General features: G+C 65.4%; 17 protein-coding genes and 1 pseudogene. 7 read left to right on the top strand and 11 right to left on the bottom strand.

Features of this window, described 5'->3' with window-relative positions; translation table 11 throughout:
• Positions 1 to 31: 31 nt before the first annotated feature.
• The 5 genes from ABB27_RS14230 to prpB form a co-directional block, all read right to left on the bottom strand.
• Positions 32 to 4,951 (bottom strand): alpha-2-macroglobulin family protein, encoded by a 4,920-nt coding sequence (locus ABB27_RS14230; protein ID WP_057629439.1) that lies wholly within the window; start codon positions 4,949 to 4,951, stop codon positions 32 to 34.
• A 201-nt stretch (positions 4,952 to 5,152) separates the two neighbouring features.
• Positions 5,153 to 6,346, bottom strand: a complete 1,194-nt coding sequence (gene prpF, locus ABB27_RS14225) for a 2-methylaconitate cis-trans isomerase PrpF (protein ID WP_057629438.1) — start codon at positions 6,344 to 6,346, stop codon at positions 5,153 to 5,155.
• Positions 6,347 to 6,451: 105 nt separating this feature from the next.
• Positions 6,452 to 9,067 (bottom strand): Fe/S-dependent 2-methylisocitrate dehydratase AcnD, encoded by a 2,616-nt coding sequence (gene acnD, locus ABB27_RS14220; protein ID WP_057629437.1) that lies wholly within the window; start codon positions 9,065 to 9,067, stop codon positions 6,452 to 6,454.
• Between the two features lie 298 nt (positions 9,068 to 9,365).
• Positions 9,366 to 10,523: a bifunctional 2-methylcitrate synthase/citrate synthase gene (gene prpC / locus ABB27_RS14215; RefSeq protein ID WP_057629436.1), complete on the bottom strand. Its 1,158-nt coding sequence runs from the start codon at positions 10,521 to 10,523 to the stop codon at positions 9,366 to 9,368.
• A 158-nt stretch (positions 10,524 to 10,681) separates the two neighbouring features.
• A complete protein-coding gene (gene prpB, locus ABB27_RS14210) occupies positions 10,682 to 11,566 on the bottom strand; it encodes a methylisocitrate lyase (protein ID WP_057629435.1) in 885 nt (294 codons plus the stop codon).
• A gap of 114 nt (positions 11,567 to 11,680) precedes the next feature.
• On the opposite strand from prpB, the gene ABB27_RS14205 reads away from it, so the two are divergent.
• Complete coding sequence (locus tag ABB27_RS14205; RefSeq protein ID WP_057629434.1) at positions 11,681 to 12,919, top strand: citrate synthase family protein; 1,239 nt, start codon at positions 11,681 to 11,683, stop codon at positions 12,917 to 12,919.
• 409 nt (positions 12,920 to 13,328) lie between these two features.
• Here the strand turns inward: ABB27_RS14205 and ABB27_RS14200 are convergent, their stop codons facing one another.
• From ABB27_RS14200 to pdxH, 4 genes are read right to left on the bottom strand one after another with little or no spacing between them, the layout of a single operon-like run.
• Positions 13,329 to 14,132, bottom strand: a complete 804-nt coding sequence (locus ABB27_RS14200) for a cobalamin-binding protein (protein WP_083491325.1) — start codon at positions 14,130 to 14,132, stop codon at positions 13,329 to 13,331.
• Positions 14,132 to 14,470 (bottom strand): YqfO family protein, encoded by a 339-nt coding sequence (locus tag ABB27_RS14195; protein WP_057629432.1) that lies wholly within the window; start codon positions 14,468 to 14,470, stop codon positions 14,132 to 14,134. The genes ABB27_RS14200 and ABB27_RS14195 overlap by 1 nt, the downstream gene beginning before the upstream one ends.
• The gene (aac(6'), locus tag ABB27_RS14190) at positions 14,467 to 14,928 is read right to left on the bottom strand and encodes an aminoglycoside 6'-N-acetyltransferase (RefSeq protein WP_057629431.1); all 462 of its coding nucleotides are present in this window, start codon (positions 14,926 to 14,928) and stop codon (positions 14,467 to 14,469) included. The genes ABB27_RS14195 and aac(6') overlap by 4 nt, the downstream gene beginning before the upstream one ends.
• A complete protein-coding gene (gene pdxH, locus ABB27_RS14185) occupies positions 14,925 to 15,524 on the bottom strand; it encodes a pyridoxamine 5'-phosphate oxidase (RefSeq protein ID WP_057629430.1) in 600 nt (199 codons plus the stop codon). Before pdxH ends, aac(6') begins: the two co-directional genes overlap by 4 nt.
• A 42-nt stretch (positions 15,525 to 15,566) precedes the next feature.
• Here pdxH and ABB27_RS14180 point away from each other — a divergent pair, with 42 nt between their 5' ends.
• The gene (locus ABB27_RS14180; RefSeq protein WP_057629429.1) at positions 15,567 to 16,400 is read left to right on the top strand and encodes a kinase; all 834 of its coding nucleotides are present in this window, start codon (positions 15,567 to 15,569) and stop codon (positions 16,398 to 16,400) included.
• A 79-nt stretch (positions 16,401 to 16,479) separates the two neighbouring features.
• On the opposite strand, the gene ABB27_RS14175 is transcribed toward ABB27_RS14180, so the two are convergent.
• On the bottom strand, positions 16,480 to 16,683 hold the full coding sequence (locus ABB27_RS14175; protein ID WP_057629454.1) for a dodecin family protein: 204 nt from the start codon (positions 16,681 to 16,683) through the stop codon (positions 16,480 to 16,482).
• Between the two features lie 99 nt (positions 16,684 to 16,782).
• Between ABB27_RS14175 and ABB27_RS20220 the strand changes: the two are divergent.
• From ABB27_RS20220 to mdtD, 5 genes and pseudogenes are all read left to right on the top strand, one after another.
• Positions 16,783 to 17,307 (top strand): annotated as a pseudogene (locus ABB27_RS20220) (shikimate kinase); the annotation flags it as partial.
• A gap of 15 nt (positions 17,308 to 17,322) precedes the next feature.
• Positions 17,323 to 18,432: a 3-dehydroquinate synthase gene (gene aroB, locus ABB27_RS14170; RefSeq protein WP_057629453.1), complete on the top strand. Its 1,110-nt coding sequence runs from the start codon at positions 17,323 to 17,325 to the stop codon at positions 18,430 to 18,432.
• Between the two features lie 196 nt (positions 18,433 to 18,628).
• Positions 18,629 to 18,880 carry a WGR domain-containing protein gene (locus ABB27_RS14165; protein ID WP_057629428.1) on the top strand — a complete coding sequence of 84 codons (252 nt, stop codon included), beginning with the start codon at positions 18,629 to 18,631 and terminating at the stop codon, positions 18,878 to 18,880.
• Positions 18,881 to 18,943: 63 nt separating this feature from the next.
• Positions 18,944 to 20,017: a uroporphyrinogen decarboxylase gene (gene hemE / locus ABB27_RS14160; protein WP_057629452.1), complete on the top strand. Its 1,074-nt coding sequence runs from the start codon at positions 18,944 to 18,946 to the stop codon at positions 20,015 to 20,017.
• A gap of 354 nt (positions 20,018 to 20,371) precedes the next feature.
• Positions 20,372 to 21,793, top strand: a complete 1,422-nt coding sequence (mdtD, locus tag ABB27_RS14155; protein WP_083491322.1) for a multidrug transporter subunit MdtD — start codon at positions 20,372 to 20,374, stop codon at positions 21,791 to 21,793.
• Between the two features lie 13 nt (positions 21,794 to 21,806).
• On the opposite strand, the gene ABB27_RS14150 is transcribed toward mdtD, so the two are convergent.
• Positions 21,807 to 25,367 (bottom strand): hybrid sensor histidine kinase/response regulator, encoded by a 3,561-nt coding sequence (locus tag ABB27_RS14150; RefSeq protein WP_083491321.1) that lies wholly within the window; start codon positions 25,365 to 25,367, stop codon positions 21,807 to 21,809.
• Positions 25,368 to 25,403: the final 36 nt, after the last annotated feature.

Here is a 25,403-nt window from a genome sequence, read left to right as displayed (position 1 = left end):
GGGGGCAAGAGCGGCTGCCTGACGCCGCGACTTAAGGCTGCACCACCGTGATCGTGCTCGGGTTGGAGCGGCCCACACCGCGCATGTCGGGACGGTACATGTCCTCGGCCAGCGGCGGCGGCACCATGTAGGTACCCGGGGTGACCGCGCGCACCAGATAGAACACGTGTGCGGTGCTGCCGCGTGACAGCTTCAGCGCCGCCACATAACGGTCATCACGGAACTCTTCATGCTTGACGTCGGCGGCGCTGGAGCGGTCGCTGACCTTGACCTCACCGACCACCACATCGGCCCATTGCTTGGCATCGCCGAGATTGAAGTTCTCGATCTCCAGGCCGGCCGGCAGCAGGTCGGTCAACAAGGCATCGGGCATGTTCGAGTTGGCGGTGACACTGAGCCGCACGATCAGGGCCTCGCCTTCCTTCAGCGGCCGCGGCGTCCACGGCTTGCCGTCGGTGCCGAACCAGGAGCGTTCGATGCCGATCACGCTGTTGTCCGGCGCCGGTGCCTGGCGCGGAATACCGGCCACATCGAGGCTGGCGAACATCGGCGCCTCGCCCTGCGGCGAGAAACGCACGCCCTGTGCCAACTGCGCCATGTCGAAGACGCGGCCGAAGGCCTTGCGTGCATCGATGTTCTCGACCTTGTCGCCTACCGCCAGCTCGCCGGACACCAGCTTCTTCTGGTTGGCCATCAAGGCCTTGCCCAGACGCGCCAAGGCCACCTGCTCCTGCGTGCTCAGCCACATCAGGCCACTGCCACGACGCACGTCCAGGGTGCGGCCCAGATCGATCACGCGCGCATCGTATTCCGGCTTGGACAGGCCACGCTCGTGCAGCAGCGCGATCATCAAGGCCTCATCGCGCAGGCGGGTGCCGTAGTCACCGAAGTACTCCGGACGATCCGCGCTGGATTTGGCAAAGCCCGCAGCGATGGCGGCCTGGCCACGCTTGCTGTCGCCCTGGATCGCCAACGCCGCGCCCAGATGCACCAGCGACAGACCGGTCACCGCCTTGCTGCGCTCGTTGTCCCACAGCGTGCGCAGCGTCCCCAGCGGCGCGCGGTTGACGCGCGCCAGCACATAGCCCGAATAAGCCTGGTTGGCGAACTTCAGCCCATCACGACGATCACTGCCGTAGAACTGGTTGCCGCCGCTGAGCAGATCCTCGCTGATCCGGTTCAGTGCCTTCTGCAGCACGTTTTCCGGCACCGCGAAACCGGCATCCTTGGCATCGAGCAGGAACTCGGCAACATATGGGGTCAGCGCCGGGTTGATGTAGTCATCATCGCCCCACATCGAGAAGTTGCCATTGGCCACCTGCATCGACGCCAAGCGGCCGAACGCGCCTTCCATGCGCTCACGACGGTTTTTGGCATCCAGGCCATCGGCGCCAAGCATGGCCGAGGTGGCCTCATCCAGCATCAAGGCTGCATAGCCCTTGCTGGTGGTCTGCTCGGCACAGCCGTAGGGGTAGTTCAATGCCCCCTGCAGCGCCGAGGCGAACGGGATCGGCGGCAAGGCGCTGACCAGCATGCGCGCATTGACCGAGCCGCCCATCAAACCATTGGCAAAGCTGCTGTCCAGGGTGACCGGTGCCAGCGGGTCCAGAGTGCGGGTCTGCGAGCGCAGCACCGACGGCCATGCCGCGCGTACCGGCAGGTCGTAACGCCGGTCCACCTTGAAGCCGTTGCCGTCCACCCGTACCCGCACCTTGGCCACGCTATAGCCTTCCTGCGCGGTGAGCGGGAAGCTCAGCGTGCTCTTGGCGTCGCCGGCCAGTTGCACCGTCCGGGTCGATTCGGCGATGCCCAGCGGGCCTTCGCCATCCACGCGGACGTTGAACTCGCCCGGTTTGCCGGTGAAGTTCTGCACGTCCAGGGTAATGGTGCTGCGGTCCCCCGGCGCCATCACCCGCGGCATGCTGGCTTCGGCCAGGATCGGCGCACGCACCAGCGTTTCCACATCGCGGTTGCCGTAGCGGTCGGCCGAATAGACCATCGCCGACACCCGCAGGGTGCCGTTGAAATCCGGCACCTGCAGCTGCACCCGCGCATTGCCCTTGGCATCCAGCGCCACCGGCCCGGAGAACAGATCCACCGTCTGCACGCGCGCGGTAGGCCGCTTGGCCTGCGGCAATGCCGCCAATGCCATGTCGCCACCGAACTTGAGCTTGCCGCTGTTGCCCTCAAAGCTCTCGATCACCCGGCCGTAGATGTCATACGCATCCACGCCCAGGCGCCGCTGCGCGAAGAAATGCGCAGGTGCATCCGGCACCGGGAAACGGGTGATGTTGAGGATGCCCACGTCCACCGCCAAGACGGTGACGTGCGCCGGCTTGCCAGCCAGCTCGGGTGCGCTGACGGTCACCGTCATCGGTTGTTCCGGGCGCATCTGCTTGGGTGCGATCAGGCCCACCGCAACGCGACGGTCGCGGCGATCCATCGGCACATGCACCACGCCCACGGCACGCGCCGGGGTGATCTTGCTGGGCGCGCTGCCACCCCGGAATACCAAAGCGGTGATGTAAACATCATGCCGCTCCCAATCCTTGGTCACCGGGATTTCGAAGGTGCTGCCCGGCTTGGCGTCGATGTCCTGCACGTACAGCATGTGGTCGCTTTCCACCATCAGCACGCCGCGCCCGGCATGCGGCGGGGTCAGCGTGACCTTGAGCGTGTCGCCTTCGCGATAGGCGGTCTTGTCCAGCGACAGCTTGACCTTGTCAGGCCGTGCATCCAGGCCGCGGTTGTCGTCGTTCCAGCTCCAGCCGGCGCGGAACGGATAACGCATGGTCAGGCCAGTGGCCGGGTCGAACACGTCCACCCGGTACTCGCCCCATTCCACCGGGAAGTCGAAGCGGACGGAGGTTGCACCGGCATCGACGGTGCGGGTTTCCTTGTTCTCGAAACGGCGGGTGAAGTCGTAATCCCAGCGGTTGTCGGTGTAGGTCCAGTGGTAATCGCGCAGCTCGCGTACCAGGGTGATCTTCAAGCCCTTGGCCGGCTGCGGCTTGCCATCGGCATCCACCCGCATCAACTCGAAGCGGGCATTGGCATTGGCGTCAGCGCCATCGGCGTCGTTGAACAGCGGGCGAACCGCTACCAGGGCCGGGGCCGGCCACATCACCCGCTTCATTGTGCGGGTGACGGTGCGGCCGCCGGTTTCATAGACACTGCCCGACAACAGCGCGGCCACGGTGGTGGCCTTGCCCGCCTCGGCCGGCAGGGCCACGTCTTCGCGCAGCTTGCCGTCCTTGGGCAAGGTGGTATCGATCACGTCATTGGCTTCCCGCGGCAGCTGCACGGTCGGGTCGCCGAAGAACCAGCCCGGCATCGACTCCACCGGGTGCTGCTCGACCGCCACCGCCAGCCGCGCGGTGAAGCGGTTGCCATCGGCCGGTGCGCCGTACAGATAGGCCGCATCGGCCTGCAGCTTCAGCGGCTCGCCCGGCTTCAGCGTCTTCTGCGCGCTGTCCAGGTCCAGCTTCATGCGCTCGGGCAGGAACTCCTCGATGCGCAGGGTCATGCCCTGCACGGCCTCCTTGCTGGCCGGATCGGTGCGGAATTCAACCGTCCAGCGCCCGGTCGGTGCCTCCGCCGGGATGGTCTGCTCGAACGAGAAATAGCCCTGCTCGCCGGGCTGCAGGCGGGTTTCGCGGAAGGTCTTGCCGTCCGGCTGCTTCAGCCGCAGGAACACCGGCTGGCCGCCGGTAGCCGGACCGGCCAGGGTCTTGCCGTCGTTGTCGCGCAGCAGCGCGGAGATGCGCACGGTCTCACCGGGGCGGTACAGATCACGCCCGGACCAGGCAAACACATCGAAGTTGGCGTTCTGGCGCCCGGCCACGGCGAACTCGCTCAGGTCCAGCGCCGGCTGGTTGAACGGCAGCATGGTGGTGTCGCTGCCGCTGCTGGCGACCAGCACATGCGCGGCATCCAGCGTGTAGTTGAGCAAGGCATTGCCGTTGCCGTCGGTCTGGCCCTTGAGGATGACCTCACCCTTGCCGTCGATGACCTTCAGCTCGACCTTCTTGGCCGGCGCACCATCTGCCAACGAGGCGGTGTGGACGAACAGCTTGTCCTTGTAGGCGCGGGTATGCAGGCCGATGTCACTGACCGTGAAGAACGCGGTATCGAATTCATTGTCGAAGCTGCCGGTGCGCTTCATCACCGCGAAGTACAGGCCGGGCTGCTGCAGCTCCTTCACCTCCTGGATCGGCAGGTAGGTCAGCACGCGCTCGTTCTGCTTGCCGCCCAGCACGAAACGGTTGACATAGACCGGCTCGGCCAGCTGCGACAGCGGCGTCCGGTCACTGTATTCACTGTCCAGCTCCCAGCTGCCACGGCGACCGCCGCGCTGGTACTGGCTGAAGAAGTTGGGCAGGTCCTTCTCGCGCACGCGCAGGAACTCGACATCCACCTCGGGCACATTGACCGACACCACCGGCAGGCCACGGCTGTCCTTGGCTGGCAGCACGCTGCCCTGCGAGGCGAAGCCCACCGCCGGGTCAAGCTCGCCGGTGAAAACCTTCTGCTTGACCTCGGTACCCAGCCGGTTGCCATCGGCAGCCAGCAGATCGGCCGAGATGATCAGGGTGTATTCCTTGGCCGCCTCCACATAGGGATAGCGCAGGGTCTTGCCGTCGTCGGAAAGCGACCAGCTGCTGTCCTCGTTGCCGACCTTTTCCTCGAAGCGCAGCAGCTTGTCGAAATCCTGGGTGCCGACCAGCGGGCGCGAGAACTCCACCGCCAGCGCGAGACCGTCGCCGCTCTTCTGGTCCGGGTAGGCGCGCAGCATGGCGAAGCCCTTGACCTCTTCCTGCTTGGTCTGAATCGCCTCGCCGGTGGCCCCGGGCAACTGCCCGCTTTCGTTCCTGCCGCATCCTGCAACCAAGGCCAGCGCCACCATGGCGACCGCTGCCCACCGCATACGCTTCAACATCCTGTTACCCATGGCGTCCTCCCGCAGATGGCCGGAGTATAACCAGCCCGCATGCAAAGCCTTGTGTAACGGTGCGCATTCCGTCGGCGATTTGTCTGGAAGCCGGTTCGTCATGCGCTCGTTCCGGCCCTCCAGTTCGCGCCCACTGCCGCAGAAGCAAAGGGCCGCTGATACCAGCGGCCCCTGCTTGAAATCACCGCGACTGAGGGAAACTCAGAACGCATCACCCGGCACGCGCACCCAGCCTTCCATCAGGATGCGGGCACTACGGCTCATCACTGCCTTGGTGACGGTCCACTGGCCGTCAACCTGGCTAACCGCGGCGCCCACGCGCAGCGTGCCGGACGGATGCCCGAAGCGCACTGCATCACGCTGGCCACCGCCGGCGGCAAGATTGACCAGGGTACCCGGCACCGCCGCGGCGGTGGCAATAGCCACCGAGGCGGTGCCCATCATCGCGTGGTGCAGCTTGCCCATCGACATGGCGCGGGCGTTGAGGTCGATGTCGGCAGCATGGATCTGCTTGTTGCCGCTGGACACATAGTCCTGCGGCGGCGCGACGAATACGACCTTGGGTGTGTGCTGGCGCTTGAGCGCTTCTTCAGGCGCCTTGATCAGGCCCATACGCAGGGCACCGGCTACGCGGATAGCTTCCAGCTTGATCAGCGCTGCATTGTCGTCATTGATGACCGGCTGCAGTTCCGCACCGGTATAGCCGATGTCGACAGCGTTGACGAATACCGTGGGGATGCCCGCGGTAATCATAGTTGCCTGCAATGCACCGACGCCTGGCACATCGAGGGTGTCGACCAGGTTGCCGGTGGGGAACATCGCACCACCGCCCTCGCCTTCACCTTCGTCGGCCGGGTCGATGAACTCCAGCACGATCTCGGCGGCGGGAAAGGTCACGCCATCCAGCTCGAAATCGCCGGTTTCCTGCACCTGGCCATCGGTGACGGGCACGTGCGCGATGATGGTCTTGTTGATATTGGCCTGCCAGATGCGTACCTCGCAGATACCGTTCTGCGGTACGCGCGCCGGGTCTACATAACCGGCATGCAGCGCGAATGCGCCGGCACCGGTAGAGAGGTTGCCGCAGTTGCCTGACCAGTCGACGAAGTCGATGTCGATGGAAACCTGGCCGTACAGGTAGTCGACGTCATGGTCGGGCTTGCTGCTGGGCGAGATGATCACGCACTTGCTGGTGCTGGAGGTTGCACCGCCCATGCCGTCGGTGTGTTTGGCGTAGGGATCGGGCGAGCCGATCACCCGCTGCAGCAGGCGGTCGCGGGCAGCGCCGGGCTGCTGGGCGCTGGCGGGCAGGTCTTCGAGGCGGAAGAACACGCCTTTGGAGGTGCCGCCGCGCATGTAGGTGGCCGGGATTTTGATTTGGGGGGTGTGGGACATGTTCAGGCTTTCCTACTTGGTTCTTGATGTGAAGGATCGGATGCATCACTGGCCACCCCTGCCCTCACCCCAACCCCTCTCCCGCAGGCGGGAGAGGGGCTCTTGTCATGCGTTCGCCGACTCCAAAAAATCCTGCGCGAAGCGCTGCAACACGCCGCCTGCCTCGTAGATTGCTACTTCCTCGTCTGAATCCAGACGGCAGGTCATCGGCACCTTCAGCACTTCACCATTGCGACGGGTGATGACCAGGGTCAGGTCCGTGCCCGGCGTGCGCAGGCCCTGCACGTCGTAGGTTTCAGTACCGTCGATGGCCAGCGTGTTGCGGTTGGTGCCCGGTTTGAACTCCAGCGGCAGCACCCCCATGCCGATCAGGTTGGTGCGGTGGATGCGCTCGAAGCCTTCGGCCGCAATCGCCTCCACGCCGGCCAGCCGTACGCCCTTGGCGGCCCAGTCGCGCGAGCTGCCCTGGCCGTAGTCGGCGCCGGCAATGATGATCAGCGGCTGTTTGCGTTCCATGTAGGTTTCAATTGCCTCCCACATGCGCATCACCTTGCCTTCCGGCTCCACGCGCGCCAGCGAACCCTGCTTCACGCTGCCGTCTTCGTTGCGCACCATCTCGTTGAAGAGCTTGGGGTTGGCGAAGGTGGCGCGCTGCGCGGTGAGGTGGTCACCGCGATGGGTCGCGTAGGAATTGAAGTCTTCTTCCGGCAGGCCCATCTTGGCCAGGTACTCACCGGCCGCGCTGGAACGCAGGATGGCGTTGGACGGCGACAGATGGTCGGTGGTGATGTTGTCCGGCAGCACGGCCAATGCGCGCATGCCGCGCAGCGTGCGTTCACCGGCCAGTGCGCCCTCCCAATACGGCGGGCGGCGGATATAGGTGCTCTGCGGGCGCCAGTTGTACAACGGGCTGACTTTCTCACCGTGTTCGACGCGGATGTTGAACATCGGGTTGTAGACCTTGCGGAACTGCTCCGGCTTGACCGAGGCCTTCACCACCGCATCGATCTCGGCATCGCTCGGCCAGATGTCCTTCAGGCGCACTTCCTTGCCCTCGGCATCCACACCCAGCACATCCTTCTCGATGTCGAAGCGCACGGTGCCGGCAATGGCATAGGCGATCACCAGCGGTGGCGAGGCCAGGAAGGCCTGCTTGGCATACGGGTGGATGCGGCCGTCGAAATTTCGGTTACCGGACAGCACGGCGGTTGCATACAGATCGCGGTCGATGATTTCCTGCTGGATCTCGGGATCCAGCGCACCGCTCATGCCGTTGCAGGTGGTGCAGGCAAAGGCAACGATGCCGAAGCCCAGCTTTTCCAGATCCGGCAGCAGGCCGGCTTCTTCCAGGTACAACTGCACCGCCTTGGAGCCCGGCGCCAGCGATGATTTAACCCATGGCTTGCGGGTCAGCCCGCGCACATTGGCGTTACGCGCCAGCAGCGCGGCGGCAATCACGTTGCGCGGGTTGGAGGTGTTGGTGCAACTGGTGATGGCAGCGATGATCACCGCGCCATCCGGCATCAGGCCTTCGGCTTCCTCGACCTTGCCACTCTCCAGCTTGGCTTCGTCGGCAATGCCGCGCTCGGCCAGATCCGATACCGGCAGGCGCTTGTGCGGGTTGCTGGGGCCGGCCATGTTGCGTACGACGCTGGACAGATCGAACTCCAGCACGCGCTCGTACTTCGCCGTTTCCAATGCGTCAGCCCACAGGCCAGTGGTCCTGGCGTAGTTCTCGACCAGGGCGATCTGTGCTTCTTCGCGGCCGGTCAGGCGCAGGTAATCAATGGTCTGCTGGTCGATGTAGAACATCGCCGCAGTCGCACCGTATTCCGGGCACATATTGGAAATGGTGGCACGGTCGCCGATGGTCAGTGCTGCAGCGCCTTCGCCAAAGAACTCCAGCCAGGCGCCGACCACGCGCTCCTTGCGCAGGAACTCGGTGATCGCCAGCACCACGTCGGTGGCGGTGATGGTCGGCTGCGGCTTGCCGGTCAGCTTGACGCCGATGATGTCGGGCAGGCGCATCCATGAGGCGCGGCCCAGCATCACGTTCTCGGCTTCCAGGCCGCCCACGCCGATGGCGATCACGCCCAGCGCGTCCACATGCGGGGTGTGGCTGTCGGTGCCTACGCAGGTATCCGGGAAGGCCACCCCACCCTGCTGGTAGATCACCGGCGACATCTTCTCCAGATTGATCTGGTGCATGATGCCGTTGCCCGGCGGGATCACATCGACGTTTTCGAAGGCCAGCTTGGTCCAGTCGATGAAGTGGAAGCGGTCTTCGTTGCGGCGGTCTTCGATGGCGCGGTTCTTGGCGAACGCGTCCGGATCGTAGCCACCGCATTCCACTGCCAGCGAGTGATCGACGATCAGCTGCACCGGCACTACCGGATTCACCTTGGCCGGGTCACCGCCCTTTTCAGCGATGGCATCACGCAGACCCGCCAGGTCGACCAGCGCGGTCTGGCCAAGGATGTCGTGGCAGACCACGCGCGCCGGGAACCAGGGGAAATCAAGGTCGCGCTTGCGTTCGATCAGCTGCTTGAGCGAATCGCTCAGCGTGGCGGGGTTGCAGCGGCGCACCAGGTTTTCAGCCAGCACGCGTGAGGTATAGGGCAGCGTGGCGTAGGCGCCGGGCTGGATGGCATCGACTGCGGCGCGTGCATCGAAGTAATCGAGCGTGCTGCCGGCGAGGTGTTTGCGGTAATCGGTATTCATGGCTGGCCTGTGAGGGTCTGGGCTTGCTGGTGTGCTTGGTTTACCCGCGGGTGCCTGCGATTGCAGCAAGCCCACAGCACTGCATGGATTCTGGCAACTCCCTTCTCCCGCTTGCGGGGGAAGGTGCCCGGAGGGCGGATGGGGGGTGCTTCTGCTTCTGCTCTTGCTTCAGCTTTGCTCCGTTTTTTTAAGAGCTGGAAGCTGCTGTACGTGCTAGGAGCTTCCCCTCACCCCAACCCCTCTCCCGTGAACGGGAGAGGGGCTTTGTCTCGCTTGTGGCGCAGAGGGCTGGGTTGCCTCAGGCGCGCTTGTCGATCGGCACGAAGGTCTGGTCTTCCGGGCCGGTGTAGTTCGCGCTTGGGCGGATGATCTTGCCGTCGATGCGCTGCTCGATGATGTGTGCGCTCCAGCCTGCGGTACGGGCAATCACGAACAGAGGGGTGAACATCGCCGTCGGCACGCCCATCATGTGGTAGCTGACCGCGCTGAACCAATCCAGGTTCGGGAACATTTTCTTGATGTCCCACATCACCGCTTCCAGACGCTCGGCGATGTCGTACATCTTCATGTTCTCCTGCTCGGCCGACAGCTCGCGCGAGACGTCCTTGATCACCTTGTTGCGCGGATCGGACACGGTGTAGACCGGGTGGCCGAAACCAATCACCACTTCCTTGCGCTCGACGCGGGCCTTGATGTCCGCCTCGGCTTCGTCCGGGGTTTCGTAGCGCTTCTGCACTTCGAAGGCCACTTCATTGGCGCCGCCGTGCTTGGGGCCGCGCAGTGCACCGATACCGCCCGTGATGGCGCTGTACATGTCGCTGCCGGTGCCGGCAATCACGCGGCAGGCAAAGGTCGAGGCATTGAATTCGTGTTCGGCGTACAGGATCAGGCTGGTGTGCATGGCCTTGACCCAGGACTCGCGCGGCTGCTCGCCGTGCAGCAGGTGCAGGAAGTGGCCGCCGATCGAATCATCGTCGGTCTCCACGTCGATGACCTTGCCGTTGTGGCTCCAGTGGTACCAGTAGAGCAGCATCGAACCCAGCGAGGCCATCAGCTTGTCGGCGATGTCGCGGGCGCCCGGGTGGTTGTGGTCGTCCTTCTCCGGCGACACGCAGCCGAGTACGGAAACACCGGTACGCATCACGTCCATCGGGTGCGCCGACGGCGGCAGTTCTTCCAGCGCGGCCTTCACCGATGCCGGGATGCCACGCAGCGCCTTCAGCTTGGCCTTGTAGGCGCGCAGCTCAGCCTTGTTCGGCAGCTTGCCGTGCACCAGCAGGTGGGCGATTTCCTCGAACTCACTGGTGTTGGCCAGGTCCAGGATGTCGTAACCACGGTAGTGCAGATCGTTGCCGCTACGGCCAACGGTACACAGCGCGGTATTACCGGCAGCGGTGCCGGACAGGGCGACGGACTTCTTCGGCTTGAACGCCGGTGCGGCGGTGGATTCGGACATGGTGTGAACCTCGCTCAGATACGGGATTTTGAAGCCCCTCTCCCATCGGGAGAGGGCTTGGGGTGAGGGTCGGACCCGCTGAAACATTCAGCAGTAGTGGCACCGACCCTCATCAGGCGCTGCGCGCCACCTTCTCCCAGTGGGAGAAGGAGGTGCAGTTACTTCTTCGCAGCAAACGTCTTGTCCAGGCTGCGTTCGAATTCGTGGTAACCGATACGGTCATACAGCTCCTCGCGGGTCTGCATGCTGTCCACCACATTACGCTGGTGGCCGTCGCGGCGGATGGCTTCGTACACGCTTTCGGCCGCCTTGTTGGCCGCACGGAATGCCGACAGCGGGAACAGCTGCATGGCAACACCGGCCGAGGCCAGTTCATCGCGGCTGAACAACGGGGTCGCGCCGAATTCGGTGATGTTGGCCAGCAACGGTACCTTCACCGCATCGACGAAGCGCTTGTAGGTGTCCAGGTCATACGCGGCTTCGGCGAAGATGCCGTCAGCACCGGCTTCCACGCAGGCCAGCGCGCGCTCGATGGCGGCGTCCACGCCTTCCATCTGGATGGCATCGGTGCGGGCGATCAGGAAGAAATCCGGGTCGGTCCTGGCGTCGGCCGCGGCCTTCACCCGGTCCACCATTTCACCCTGCGACACGATTTCCTTGCCCGGGCGGTGACCGCAGCGCTTGGCGCCGACCTGGTCTTCGATATGGCAGGCCGCAGCACCGGCCTTGATCAGCGACTTCACCGTGCGCGCGATGTTGAACGCACTCGGGCCGAAGCCGGTATCGATATCCACCAGCAGCGGCAGGTCACAGACATCGCTGATGCGGCGCACGTCGATCAGCACATCTTCCATCGTGTTGATGCCCAGGTCCGGCAGGCCCAGCGAACCGGCGGCAACACCGCCACCGGACAGGTAGATGGCGCGGTAGCCGGCGCGCTTGGCCAGCAGGGCGTGGTTGGCATTGATGGCGCCCACAATCTGCAGCGGCGTTTCGGCGGCCAGTGCGGCGCGGAAGGCTGCGCCGGCGGAAGAAAGACTCATGAAGTGGCTCCTGGCGGGGCGGAGGCGAGCATGCCATTCCGCTATGGCGCTCAATCTGTCACTATCGGATGCATTGATCAATCTTGATTCAACCAATCAATATATTGAATACGCATGTCCGAGCATTCCGACACCGAACTGATCACCGCCAATGAAGCCTGTGCCCTGCTCGGCATCAGTGCCGCCACGCTGTATGCCTATGTCAGCCGCGGGCAACTGAGCTCGCGGCCAGGCCCGCAGGCGCGCAGCCGGGTGTACTTACGGGCCGAAGTGGAGCGACTCGCACAACGCAAACGTGCCGGTCGCGGCGCTGAGCGCGGTGCCGCGCAAAGCTTGGATCGCGGCCTGCCGGTACTGGAGACACGCATCTCGCTGATCCGCCCGGATGCGCCCTATTACCGCGGCCGTTCGGCGGTGGCTGCGGCACAGGCCGGCGCAACCCTCGAGGACATCGCGCGGCTGCTATGGGAATGCGAGGACCATGACCCGTTTGCCGCCACCGCGCCAGCCGCATGGCCATCACGTATCGCCAGCCTGGCGCTGGATGCCGAGCTGCCCCCGGTCGAACGCACAATGGCCTGCATCCCCTTGCTGGCGCTGGAACAACGCCAATCGCTCAATGCCGCCATCGCGGTCAGGCGCGAGGTCGCGGCCATGCTGCTGCGGCAGAACGCGGCGCTGCTGGTCGGTACCGAGCCGGATGCACGTCCGGTGCATCGTTTGCTGGCCGACGCGTGGCGGCCGGGCGATACGGTTTTTGCTGAGCTGGTGCGCTCGGCGCTGGTACTGTGTGCCGATCACGAGCTCAATGTGTCCGCATTCGCCGCGCGTGTGGTTGCCTCTACCGGCGCACATCTGCATGCCACTGTCAGTGCCGGTCTTGCCGCCTTGTCCGGCCCCCGCCACGGCGGTGCCACCGCCCGTGCGCATGCCTTGTTGCTGGATGCCGAGGCCAGTGGCGCACCTGCCGCCTTCATTGCCGAACGTTGGCGGCGCGGCGACGAGCTGCCCGGCTTCCATCACCTGCTCTATCCCGATGGCGACCCGCGCGGCGCTGAAGTGCTGCGCCAGCTGCGCGACTCGTGCGGCGACTCGCCACGCATGCGCCTGGTGGAAGCCGTACTGGCCGCTACCGAGGAAGTCAGCGGCCAGCACCCAAACATCGACGGCATGCTCGGCGCCGTCTGCTACGTATACGAGCTGCCGGGTGCGCATGCACTGGTGATGTTCGCCACCGCCCGTCTTACTGGTTGGCTGGCACATGCGTTGGAGCAGCAGGCGCTGGGCACTTTGATACGGCCGCGTGCGCGGTATACCGGGTTGGCGCCGAAGCTCCCGGTAGGAGCGGCGTAAGCCGCGAAGCTGGCAACAAGCAAACGGCCACACCATGGGCAATCAGACTGTGCCGTCCGTTGATCTTCTGCCACCGCGCGGGATCGGCAATATCGGATTGCCGATTGGCGGGTAGATTCATTGGCGTTCGCTTCGCGGCTTACGCCGCTCCCACATCCGAACGGCGAGGTGCTTTTGCCCCCTCCCTTTTGCGCAGCAAAGGGGAGGGTTGGGGAGGGGTGAGCTTTTGGCGCCTTCTCACATTTCCAGCTTCGCGGCTTATGCCGCTCCCACATCCGTGCGATGCAGCTGATTGCAATTGAATCGGCGGTTCGGTTGCTATTAGCTTCGCGGCTTATGCCGCTCCCACATCCGGCGATGCAGCTGATTACAGGTGCATCGGCGGCTTGGTTGCTGCTGGCTTCGCGGCTTACGCCGCTCCTACAACGCGCTTCGACCATTGCTGGATGATCTGCGCGATTGCCTGTACGCCATCGGTCAGCGCGGCCGGGCCGGGCTGCAGGATCAGTGGTGACTTGATTTCATGCAGTTCGCCATCGCGTACGGCATTGATGGCCTCCCAGCCGGGCCGCGCAGCGACCCGCTCGGGGCGGAATTTCTTGCCACACCACGAGCCGATGATGATGTCCGGGTTGCGTGCGATCACCGGATCGCCATTGGCAAGAATGCGCGCCTTGGCCAACGGCTCACGCGACAACTCGGGAAACACATCGATGCCGCCGGCGATCTCCACCAGCTCGGCACCCCATTGGATGCCGGTGATGATGGGCTCATCCCATTCCTCGACATAGACGCGCGGGCGCTGCGGCAGCATTGACGCTTGTGCGGCGATCGCATCCAGACCACGCTGCAGTTCATCGGCATAGGCGCTGGCACGCTCGGCCGCGCCGACCAGGCCACCGAGGCGGCGGATGTAATCGAGGATGCCGGCCACGCTGCGATGGTTGGCAATCCAGACTTCCACGCCGTTGCGTATCAACTCGGCGGCGATATCGGCCTGTATGTCGGAAAAACCAATCGCCAGATCCGGCTTGAGCTTGAGGATCTCCCCCACCTTGGCGCTGGTGAAGGCACTGACCTTGGGCTTGTCGCGGCGCGCCTCGGGCGGCCGCACGGTGAAGCCACTGATGCCGACGATGCGGTCCTGCTCGCCCAGTGCGTACAGGGTCTCGGTGGGTTCTTCGGTAAGACAGACAATGCGACGCGGGCCGATCATGCGATGGCGAACTCCGTTGTATCGACGAAAACCGACGGGGTGTTCCAGGGATGATGCGCGGCGATGGCCGCCAACAGGTCCTGCAGGCGCCGCGCATCGCGCGGGATGCAGAACTCCAGCCGTACCGAGGGCTGATATACGCGCTCGCCGCCCTGCCCCTGCACGCTGCGGGTACCGTCCAGCACCCGGAACTGCTCGCGCGCGTCCGATTCCCACATGCCATCGGCGTAACCACCGGCGGCCAGGTCATCGACCGCCAGAATGCCCTGCTTCAGCCGTGCCAGCGCGGCCGGCGGTACGAACACGGTGATGCGGTAGACCGGAAGCAACTTCATTCCGTCGGCTCGTCCAGACCCATGCAGTAGTAGACCACGCGTTCGGTTTCGACAAAGCCGCTGGCCTTGTGCGCGGCCTGGGCCTGCGCATTGTCCAGCGCGGTATCGGAGGCCAGCTCACTGCAGCCCTGCGCGCGTGCCCAACGCGCAACCTCGGCCACCAGCGCGCGGCCTATGCCTTTGCCACGCAGGCTTTCGATCACATACCAACCCTCGAGAAAGCCCACCGGCGAACTGGAGGTGCCATTGACGTAGTCATGCCGCAGGCTGGCTTCGGCCAGGCCCACCGGCTGTCCCTGCGCGAAGGCCAGCAGCACGGTGCTGGCGTCTTCTTCCAGCAATTGCTGCAGCTCGGCCAGATCCGTATCGCAATCGGCCCACAAGGCGCGACGCAACTGCGCCCACGCCGGCCAGTCACTGGCCAGCGCGCGACGGATTTCGACGCCGGCCCGCTTCACGGGAACAGCATCCGCTTGCTCCACTGCCCTGCCGCATCGGCCTCATAGCACCAACGCTCGTGCAGACGGAAGTCGGCGCCGTACCAGAACTCGATCCGGCGCGGCACGACGCGCACGCCGCCCCAACCGTCCGGGCGCGGCACATCACGGCCTTCAAAGCGCGCCTCGAAATTGGCAAGGCGTTGTTCAAACTCTTCGCGCGAGGCCAGTGGCTGCGACTGCACCGATGCCCACGCGCCGATCTGGCTCATGCGCGGGCGGCTGGCAAAATAGGCATCGGCTTCAGCCGCCGATACCAGCTGCGCGTCGCCTTCAATGCGCACCTGGATACCGGCTTCGCGCAGGCTGCGCCACAGGAACAGCAAGGCCGCCGCGCGGTTGTCATGCAGCTCACGGCCCTTGCGGCTGTCCAGGTGGGTATAGAACACAAAACCACGCTCATCGAAGGCCTTGAGCAGCACGGTGCGTGCCGAGGGCCGGCCGTCGATGTCAGCGGTGGCCACGGTCATCGCGGTGGCATCGATTTCCTTGCCAGCCTTGGCCTCTTCAAACAATGCGGCGAAAGTCGATAACGCTTCTGCATAAAGATTGGTCATGGTCCTGCTTCGTACGCCACGGGTTTGGGCTATTGTGGCGTCATGTCCCCCGCTCCGCACAGTTTTTCCCAACGCCGCTTTGCACCTGCATTGGTGGCGCAGGCCCTGGATGATGCCTTGGCCAGTGCCAGCAGCACGCCGGTGCTCGCCATCAGCGGCGTGCAGGGCAGCGGCAAATCCACGTTGGCAGGCCAGATCGTGGAGTTGGCACGCAGCCGCGGCCTGTGCGCCGCCGCAGTCTCGATCGACGACACCTACCTGACCCGCGCGCAACGCCAGCGCCTGGCCGACCGCATCCATCCGCTGCTGGCCACGCGTGGGCCGCCCGGCACGCATGATCTGGCCCTGGCAATGGCCACCCTGGATGCAGCCAAAGCCGGCCAATCTTTCCCACTGCCGCGCTTTGACAAACTTGCTGACGAACGGGTGCCGGAAGCGCAGTGGAAGCGGATCGAACAACCGCTGGATCTGCTGGTCTTCGAAGGCTGGTTCCTGGGCACGCCGGCCGAGGCCGATGAGGCGCTGCGCACGCCCCTGAACGCCTTGGAACGCGATGCCGATGCCGACGGCACCTGGCGCCGCTGGTGCAACCAGGCCTTGGCCGAGCACTACCCCGCCTTGTGGCAGCGCTTCGACCGCCTGTGGATGTTGCAACCGCCCAGCTTCGCGGTGGTGCCACACTGGCGCTGGCAGCAGGAGCAGGCACTGCAGCAGGCCTCACCAGGCCGCAGCAGCATGACCCGGCCGCAGCTGGAGCGTTTCGTGCAGTTCTACGAGCGGATCAGCCGCCAGGCACTGCGCACCCTGCCCGAGATCGCCGACCGGGTGATTGCCCTGGATGCACAGCGGCAGCCGCTGGTTGACGCGCAGAGCTGAAACGACGCGACGGCGCGAGCGCCGCCGCGTCATTGCGTGGCCGCGCCCCACGAAAGGCCGTGCGCAGCCGCCGCGCGATTCATTGCACCAGGAAGGTAATCCGCAGGTTGACCCGCCATTCGATGATGTTGCCGTCACCATCGGTGACAACCTTGGTCTCGTTGACCCAGGCGCCCTGGATGCCCTTGACCGTCTCGGCAACCTTTTTGATACCACTGCGTACGGCATCCTCGACGCTGGTCTTGGAGGACGCGCTGACTTCAATGATTTTCGCCACTGACATGTCCAACTCCTTGGTTGCACCACGAACCATTCGTGGAGCTGCCGAGCTTGGCTGCTACCGTGTTAAGGCACTGACACGAGGTGCTAGCATCTTCCTGCAATGAATCCAGCCCCCAATCTCATCCTGGTCGGCCCGATGGGCGCCGGCAAAACCAGCATCGGCCGGCGCCTGGCCGAGCGCTTTGGCCTGGCGTTCGTGGACGCCGACCAGGCCATCGTCGATGACGTCGGCTCCAGCATTCCCGCCATCTTCGAAAATGTCGGTGAGGTCGGCTTCCGTGCCCATGAAAAGCGCATGCTGGCCAAGTTGCTGGACGGCAGCGGCCTGCTGATCTCCACCGGTGGCGGCGCCATCCTGGATCCGGAAAACCGCCAACGCATCCGCGCGCAGGGGTTTGTGGTCTATCTGCGGGTCAGCGTGGCCTCGCAGCTGCAACGCCTGCATCGCGACAAGACCCGCCCGTTGCTGCAACGCGAGGACCGCGAGCAGGTGCTGCACGCCATGGCCGCTGCCCGCGACCCGCTTTACAGCGAAGTGGCCGACCTGATCATCGACACCGATCTCTACTCCCCCGCCGATGCCACCGCGCACACCGTGACCCGGCTTGTCGCGCAATGGCAGATTCTGGAACCCACCCGCATGACCGCCCCCTCCCGCACCGTCGCCGTTGGCGGCGACCACCCCTACCAGATCCATATCGGCCCCGGCCTGCTGTCCCAGCCGCAGGCGTTGCTGGCTGCCATCCGTGGCCGCCATGTGTTGCTGGTCAGCGACGACACCGTCGCCCCGCTGTATCTGGCACAGGTACAGAACGCGCTGTTGTCGGCCCGGCCGGATCTGAAGATCGGCCAGCACGTGATCCCGGCCGGTGAAGCGTCCAAGACCCTGGACAACTTCGCCGCGACGATCAACGCACTGGCCAGCCTCGGCGCAACCCGCGATGCCTGCCTACTGGCGCTGGGCGGCGGCGTGGTCGGTGACCTGGCCGGTTTTGCCGCAGCCTGCTGGATGCGCGGCGTCGACTGCGTGCAGCTGCCCACCACCCTGCTGTCGATGGTCGACTCCTCGGTCGGCGGCAAGACCGCGGTAGACATTCCGCAGGGCAAGAACCTGGTCGGTGCCTTCCACCCGCCGCGTGCGGTGGTTGCAGATACCAGCGCGCTGCGGACCCTGCCACTGCGCGAACTGCGCGCCGGGCTGGCCGAGGTGATCAAGTACGGCGCAATTCGCGACCCGCTGTTTTTCCAATGGCTGCAGGCCGAACGTCAGGCCCTGCTGGCCGGCGACGACAGCGCGCTGGCGCAGGCGATTGCCCGCAGTTGCGAACACAAGGCCGAGATCGTCGAACGCGACCCGCTGGAAAAGGGCGAACGCGCCCTGCTCAACCTGGGCCACACCTTTGGCCATGCGATCGAGACGGCGCAGGGCTATGGCGCGCCGGGCAATGACAACCTCAACCATGGCGAGGCGGTAGCGGTCGGCATGGTGCTGGCAGCCAGACTGTCCGCAGCCCTGGGCATGGCCGATGCGGCCGATACCGAGGTACTGCGCGAGCTGCTGCAAGCCTATGGCCTGCCAACCAGCATCCCCGCCGGCCTGGACCCGCAGGCGCTGCTGGCACACATGCGGCTGGACAAGAAGAACATCGCCGGGCGCCTGCGGCTGGTGCTGTGGCGCGGCATCGGCAAGGCCGAGGTGGTACCGGATGTGGATGAAGCCGCGGTGCTGGCAGTGTTGCAGCAAGGCTGAGCGGCAGCGCCTGAAGCCCCTCTCCCAGCGGGAGAGGGGTTGGGGTGAGGGTCCGGGCCAAGCCTGCTGGCGTCAAAAGAGCATGGGGCTTCGCCCGCACCCTCATCCGCCCTTCGGGCACCTTCTCCCGCAGGGAGAAGGATGACGCGGGGCCCAAAACCAGCCCAAATTCCGCACACCGGCTACAATCGCCGCCATGCGCGTCCTACTGCAACAGCCGCCCAGCGGCAATGAAGCCCCCCGCTATGTACAGCTCTCCCTGGTGCCGGATCTGCTCGGCGGCTGGGAGCTGCTGCGCGAGAGTGGCCAGACCGGCGGTCGCATCCAGCTGCGCCGCGAGCTGTTCCTGCAGCACGACGAAGCCATCCATGCCTTCGAGAAAGCCCGCGACGGCCAGATCAAGAAAGGCTTCCAGGTGATGTTCACCGCCGGCCAGCCCGCGCCCTGAATCCCGTATCCCCTGCAGGTGCGCCGCAGCGCGCCTGCGGACCTCAGCCTCCAGGAGTTCCATGTGACCAGCCCACTTCGCAACGACCGCTTCCTGCGCGCCCTGCGCCGCGAACCTGTGGACTACACCCCCGTCTGGCTGATGCGCCAGGCCGGCCGCTACCTGCCGGAATACCGCGCCACCCGCGCCCGCGCAGGCAGCTTCCTGGGTATGGCCAAGAACCCGGAAGTCGCCTGTGAAGTGACCCTGCAGCCGCTCGAGCGCTTCGACCTGGATGCCGCCATCCTGTTCTCGGACATCCTCACCGTGCCGGACGCGATGGGCCTGGGCCTGTACTTCGTCGACGGGGAAGGCCCCAAGTTCAAGCACCCGGTGCGTGATGTCGCAGCCGTCGCCAAGCTGGCGGTGCCGGACATGGAAACCGAGCTGCGCTACGTGATGGACGCGGTGCGCCTGATCCGCCGTGAGCTGGACGGCAAGGTGCCGTTGATCGGCTTCTCCGGCAGTCCGTGGACGCTGGCCTGCTACATGATCGAAGGCGGCGGCAGCAAGGATTTCGCCCGCATCAAGGCAATGGCGCTGAACGAACCCAAGGCCCTGCACCAGTTGCTGGAAGTGGTGACCGATGCGGTCATCGCCTATCTGTCGGCACAGCGCGATGCTGGCGCGCAGGCATTGCAGGTGTTCGATACCTGGGGCGGCGTGCTGGGCCCGGCGATGTACCGCGAATTTTCGCTGCGTTACCTCAACCGCATTGCCAGCGAGCTCAAGCGTGGCGAAGGCGCCGAGCGCACCCCGCTGATCCTGTTCGGCAAGGGCACCGGCCAGTATGTGGCCGAGCTTGCCGCCAGCGGTGCCGAAGGCGTGGGTGTGGACTGGACCATCAGTCTGGAAGACGCCGCGCGTGCGGTTGGCGGCAAAGTCGCACTGCAGGGCAACCTGGACCCGACCACGCTGTATGGCTCGCCCGACGCGATCACCCGCGAAGTCGGCAAGGTGCTGGAAAGCTATGCCGCCGGCAATGGCGGCTCGCGCGAAGGCCATGTATTCAACCTCGGCCACGGCATGTCGCCGGACATGAACCCCGAGCACGTCGCCGTGCTGGTGGAAGCGGTACACCGCCTCAGCCGCCGCTGAATCCTGAAGGCCCGGGGCAACCCGGGCCTTCGCTTTACCTGTAGAGCCGAGCCATGCTCGGCTGAGGCTCTACCAGTGAAGCCCCTTGCCGAGCATCGCTCGGCACTACAAGGGCCTTGCGCATGATCTGCCGCTACGGGTGAAGCCCCTGCCGAGCATGGCTCGGCACTACAGGACCTTGCGCTGATCCGCCGCTACGGGTGAAGCCCCTGCCGAGCATGGCTCGGCACTACAGGACCTTGCGCTGATCCGCCGCTACGGGTGAAGCCCCTGCCGAGCATGGCTCGGCACTACTGCGGCATCTGCACATGCTTCGGAGGACAATGGGCGCCTGCCTTAGCGCGAGCCGTCCTGATGTCCCCTGCTCCCCCCAGACCACTGCCTGCCAGCTCCGCCCAGAAACCACTGCTGTGGCTGGTGTCACTGGCCATCTTCATGCAGATGCTGGACTCGACCATCGTCAATACGGCACTGCCGGCGATGGCACGCAGCCTGGGCGAAAGCCCGCTGCAGATGCAGTCGGTGGTGTTCAGCTATGCGCTGGCGGTGGCCAGCTTCATTCCCGCCTCGGGCTGGATCGCCGACCGCTTCGGCACGCGCCGTACCTTCCTCGCCGCGATCGTGCTGTTCACCCTGGGCTCGCTGGCCTGTGCCCTGTCACCGACGCTGCAATGGCTGGTGGCCTCGCGCGTGCTGCAGGGCATCGGCGGAGCGATGTTGCTGCCGGTTGGGCGTTTGGCGGTGATGCGTTCGGTTCCGCGCGACCAGTTCCTATCGGCAATGAGCTTCATCGCCATCCCCGCCCTGATCGGCCCACTGCTCGGCCCGACCATGGGCGGCTGGCTGGTGGAGGTGTGGTCCTGGCATTGGATCTTCCTGATCAACCTGCCGATTGGTGTGGCCGGCTTCGTCGCCGCGCTGCGAATCATGCCCGACCACTACGGCCAGCAGAAACAGCGCTTCGATCTGGCCGGCTACCTGATGCTGGCGTTCGGCATGATTGCCTTGTCGCTGGCGCTGGACGGGGTCTCGGCAATCAACTCGGCGCATGCGCTGGTGCTGTTGCTGGCAGTGGTCGGAATCGCCGCCCTGGCCGGCTACTGGCTGCATGCGGCCAGTACCAGCAACGCGCTGTTCCCGCTGAGCCTGTTCAAGGTGATCAGTTTCCGCATCGGCATTCTTGGCAACCTGTTCTCGCGTATCGGTAGCGGCGCAATGCCGTTGCTGATCCCGTTGTTGCTGCAGGTCGGCATGGGCCTGAGCCCGATGACGGCCGGGATGATGATGATTCCAGTGGCCTTGTCCGGCATGGCCGCCAAACGTGCCGCAGTGAGCCTGGTGGAACGTTTCGGCTACCGCCGCATCCTGATGATCAACACGGTCTGCGTGGGCCTGGCGATGGCCAGCTTCGCGCTGATCAATGCCAACCAGCCGCTGTGGCTGCAACTGACCCAGCTGGCGATCTTCGGCGCGGTCAATTCCATGCAGTTCACGGTAATGAACACCGTTACCCTGCGTGACCTGGACATGCATCAGGCCAGCAGCGGCAACAGCCTGCTGTCGATGGTGATGATGCTGGCCACCGGCTTTGGCGCCGCCACCGCCGGCAGCCTGTTGGCGGCCTTCGGCAGCCATTTGAACGCGCACGGCGCGACCGCCGCCCTGCATGCCACCTTCCTCTGCGTGGGTGCGATCACGCTCAGCTCGACGCTGGTGTTCTGGCAGCTGCCAGAAAACCGGCCGCACCCGCGCGCGGTTGAGGAAGTCGTCGAATAAGCCTGCGCAGCCCTCACTCCGCTGAGGACTGCGCCTGTTGCCGGCGTTGCGCATCCAGCACCCCGGCAATGGCTTCCAGCAGCATCTGCGCGGTCACCGGCTTGCGCAGGAAATCGGCAAAGCCTGCCTCGCGCGCCTCCGGTTCGGCCTCGGTATCGGAACGGGCGGTCACTGCGATCAGCGGCATTTCATAGCCCATCGCCTTCAACTGCCGGGCCAGGCCGAAGCCATCGATGCCGGGCAGATCCAGGTCGAGCAGGCCCACATCGAACTCCTGGGTGGAAAGCTCGGCCAAGGCCGCCAAACCATGCGCGGCATGCACCACCCCATGCCCGTGCACCTCCAGCAAGCCACGGATCACCGCGGCGATGGTCGGATCATCCTCGACCAGCAATACCCGCTGCGGCGGCAAGCTCATCCACGCGCTGGCGGCAACCTCATCCTCTTCCGTCGAGGTTGCAGGTACTTCCCAGGCCAGCGGCAGGTTCACGCTGAAGCAGGTGCCCTCGCCCAGGCTGCTTTGGACATCGATGCTGCCGCCCATGGCCACGGTCAGTTCGTTGCAGATGGCCAGGCCCAGGCCGCTGCCACCGTAGCGGGCCGCGGTGCGCGCGCCATCGGCCTGTTCAAAGCGGCGGAACAGACGCTGCTGCTGTTCGGCACTGATCCCCGGGCCGGTATCGCTGACCTCGAAACGCACGCCCTTGCCGGCCTCCTCCAACCGGACCCGCAGGCACACCGAGCCGTGACTGGTGAACTTGATCGCGTTGCCGAGCAGGTTGAGCAGGATCTGCCGCAGGCGCATCACATCGCCGGTCAGGCGAGTGCGCGGTGCTGCCGCGTTGTCGAATTCAAAGGCCAGCCCACGGCGTTTGGCCAGCGGTTCCATCAGGCCACGCACGTCCTCGAGCAGCTGCCGCAGTTCCAGCGGCTGGTTCTGCAGTTCCAGGCGGCCGGCCTCGATGCGGGCCAGATCCAGCGCGTCGTTGACCAACCGCAGCAGGTGTTCGCCGGCGCGCCGGATCGCCTGCGTATAGCCGCGTTGGCGCTCATCCAGGGGCGTGGCCAATAGCAGCTCGCTCATGCCCAACACGCCGGTCATCGGCGTGCGCACTTCGTGGCCCAGCGTGGCCAGGAAGCGGGTCTTGGCCAGCGAAGCCTGTTCGGCCAACTCCTGCTTGTGCCGTGCCAGCTGCCACTCGTTACGCCGGCGCAGGCGCCGCTGGTACAACCAGGCGCCGCCCAGCAACAGCGCGACGCCGACCACGATGGAGGTCATCACACCGGCCGGACTACGTGACCATGGCGGCTGCACGCGGAAGGCCAGCGTCTGCACCGGCGACCACACGTTGTCCGAGGTGGCGGCCTGTATTTCCAGTTGATAGCGCCCGGGTGGCAGCCGTGAGAACACGCGGTCACCGCTGGCACCCACATCCACCCAGTCCGGGTCGTAGCCGGCCAGACGGAAGCGGTAGGTATTGGTCGCCGAGTCGGCAAAGGACAACAGGCGCGCGGCGATGCGCAGGTCGCGGTCGCCATCAAGAATCTGCAGCGCCGACTCCTGGGTCAGATCCTGTTCCTTGTCGCCGCGGCGGACGCTGACACGCTCGATGATCAGTGGCGGCCGCCGGGTGGACGGCTTGACCTGGTCGGGGTCGAACAAGACCACCCCGTCCGGCGTACCACCGGCCAGCTGGCCGCTGCGCGCCTGCACCAGCGAGCGGCGCCGGAACTCCTGGCCCGGCAGGCCATCGTGCACGCCGTACAAACGCACCGAGCGGTTGGCCGGGTCGATACGGATCAGGCCACGGGCGCTGATCGCCCACGCCACACCGTGGGCGTCTTCCAGCAAGCCGGTTGCGGCCAACATCGGGAAGCCCTGTTCAACGCCGACGCGATCGAGCAGGGTCATGCGTTGCCCGTCCCACAGATAGCGGTCCATCCGCCCCAGGCCGGCAATCCAGACCACGCCGGTATCGGTCACGTTGAAGGTGGATACGCGCCCGGCCGGCCCACCCGGCACGGGCGAGAAGCGTGCACTGGACGATTGCCAGGCATGCAGCCCGGTGCCACTGGCCAGCCATAGATGGTCGCCGGGGCCGCATTGCATGTCCTCCACCGAAGCTTCCGGCAAGCCGCCCTGGCCCGCCTGCAGATGCAGCAGCACGTGGCCGTCGGCATCACGCTGCTGCATGCCGCCGTCTTCGGAATAGATCCAGATCCGACCGCCATCGCAACTGCGCACGATGTCGGCATCGCCCTGCATCGCCGCGTCGGTGCGGTCGTCGCTGTGCCAGCGCTGTACGCTGTTGTCGCGAGGGTCGTAGCGCACCAGCGCATCCAGGCTGCCGATCCAGACCTTGCCACGCGCATCCTCGACCAGCGATTGCGGCCAGTTGTTGCCGTCGATCGGTGCCAGATGGTGCTCTACCTCGCCACTCCCCGGATCCAGTCGATCAAGGGCACCGCGGGTGCCGGTCACCCAGATGCCACCATTGGCCGAGGGCGCCAACGCCAGCGCATAGGGATTGCGCAGCGAGGCCGGATCATCCAGATGCCGCGACAGCACCGAGAACTGCCGCCAGCTCGGCGGCAGATGCCACAAGCCGGCATTGGTACTGGCAAACCACAGGCCACCTTCGCGGTCTTCGTAGGCGCTGGACCAGTTCGGCTTGACCAGGCCGCGTTCCTGCGAGCTGTACAAAGGCACGTTGCGCATCGCCGCGCTGCGGATCCGGCCCAGGCCGGCGCGCGTATCCAGCCAATAGCTGCCATCGGCCGAATACTGCAGCATGTTGAACACTTCGCCGGGCGCCGCACCAGGCCAGTTGGCCGGCTCGAAACGGCCATCGGCATGACGCACGACCACGCCTTCGTTGGTCGCAACCCACAGCCGGCCCTGCTTGTCGACTTTCAAACCGTTGATGCGCGGAGAAGGCAATACCTCGCTGCCGACCCGGTCGAAAGCGGCGCCATTCCAGCGCGCCAGCCCGCCCTTGGTACCGACCCACAAGCTGCCGTCCGGGGTAACCGCCAGATAGGTCACCGCTGCCGCTGGCAAGCTGTGCACGTCACCCGGCACCGGCATGAAACGACGGATCCCACCTTCCGGATCAAGCCGGTGCAGGCCGCCGGTGGCAGTACCAAACCAGATGCTGCCGTCGGCGGTGGAGGTGATCGCCCAGATGGTGTTGCTGCCAATCTGCGGATAGGTCTGCTGGTCGAAGAACCGAAAACCTCGCCGATCCGCCGACAGCATCACCAGGCCAGCGTTCTGCGTGCCTATCCACAGGCGGTTGCTCTTGTCCGAATGCAGGCTCCACACCACGTTGTCGCGCAGGCCGTTCTCCGCGCGCCAGATGCGGTAGTTGCGCCCGTCGTAACGGGCAAGCCCGTCACGACTGGCCAGCCACAGGTAACCGGTGAGGTCTTCGGCGAAGGCATTGATGTTGCTCGAGGGCAGGCCGTCGGCCACAGTCAGCTGGCGCGGCTGCGGCGTGGCTGGCACCTCGGCCTGCACCGACGGCGTCGCCAGCAGCAATCCGCATACCAACATCCCTGCAAGCCATTTCATCAAACCCTGCCTCCTGCAACGCCCGGCCGGCGCGTC

The sequence above is a fragment of the Stenotrophomonas terrae genome (assembly GCF_001431465.1).
Classification (GTDB): domain Bacteria; phylum Pseudomonadota; class Gammaproteobacteria; order Xanthomonadales; family Xanthomonadaceae; genus Stenotrophomonas; species Stenotrophomonas terrae.
This window is presented reverse-complemented; position numbering and strand designations above follow the sequence as displayed.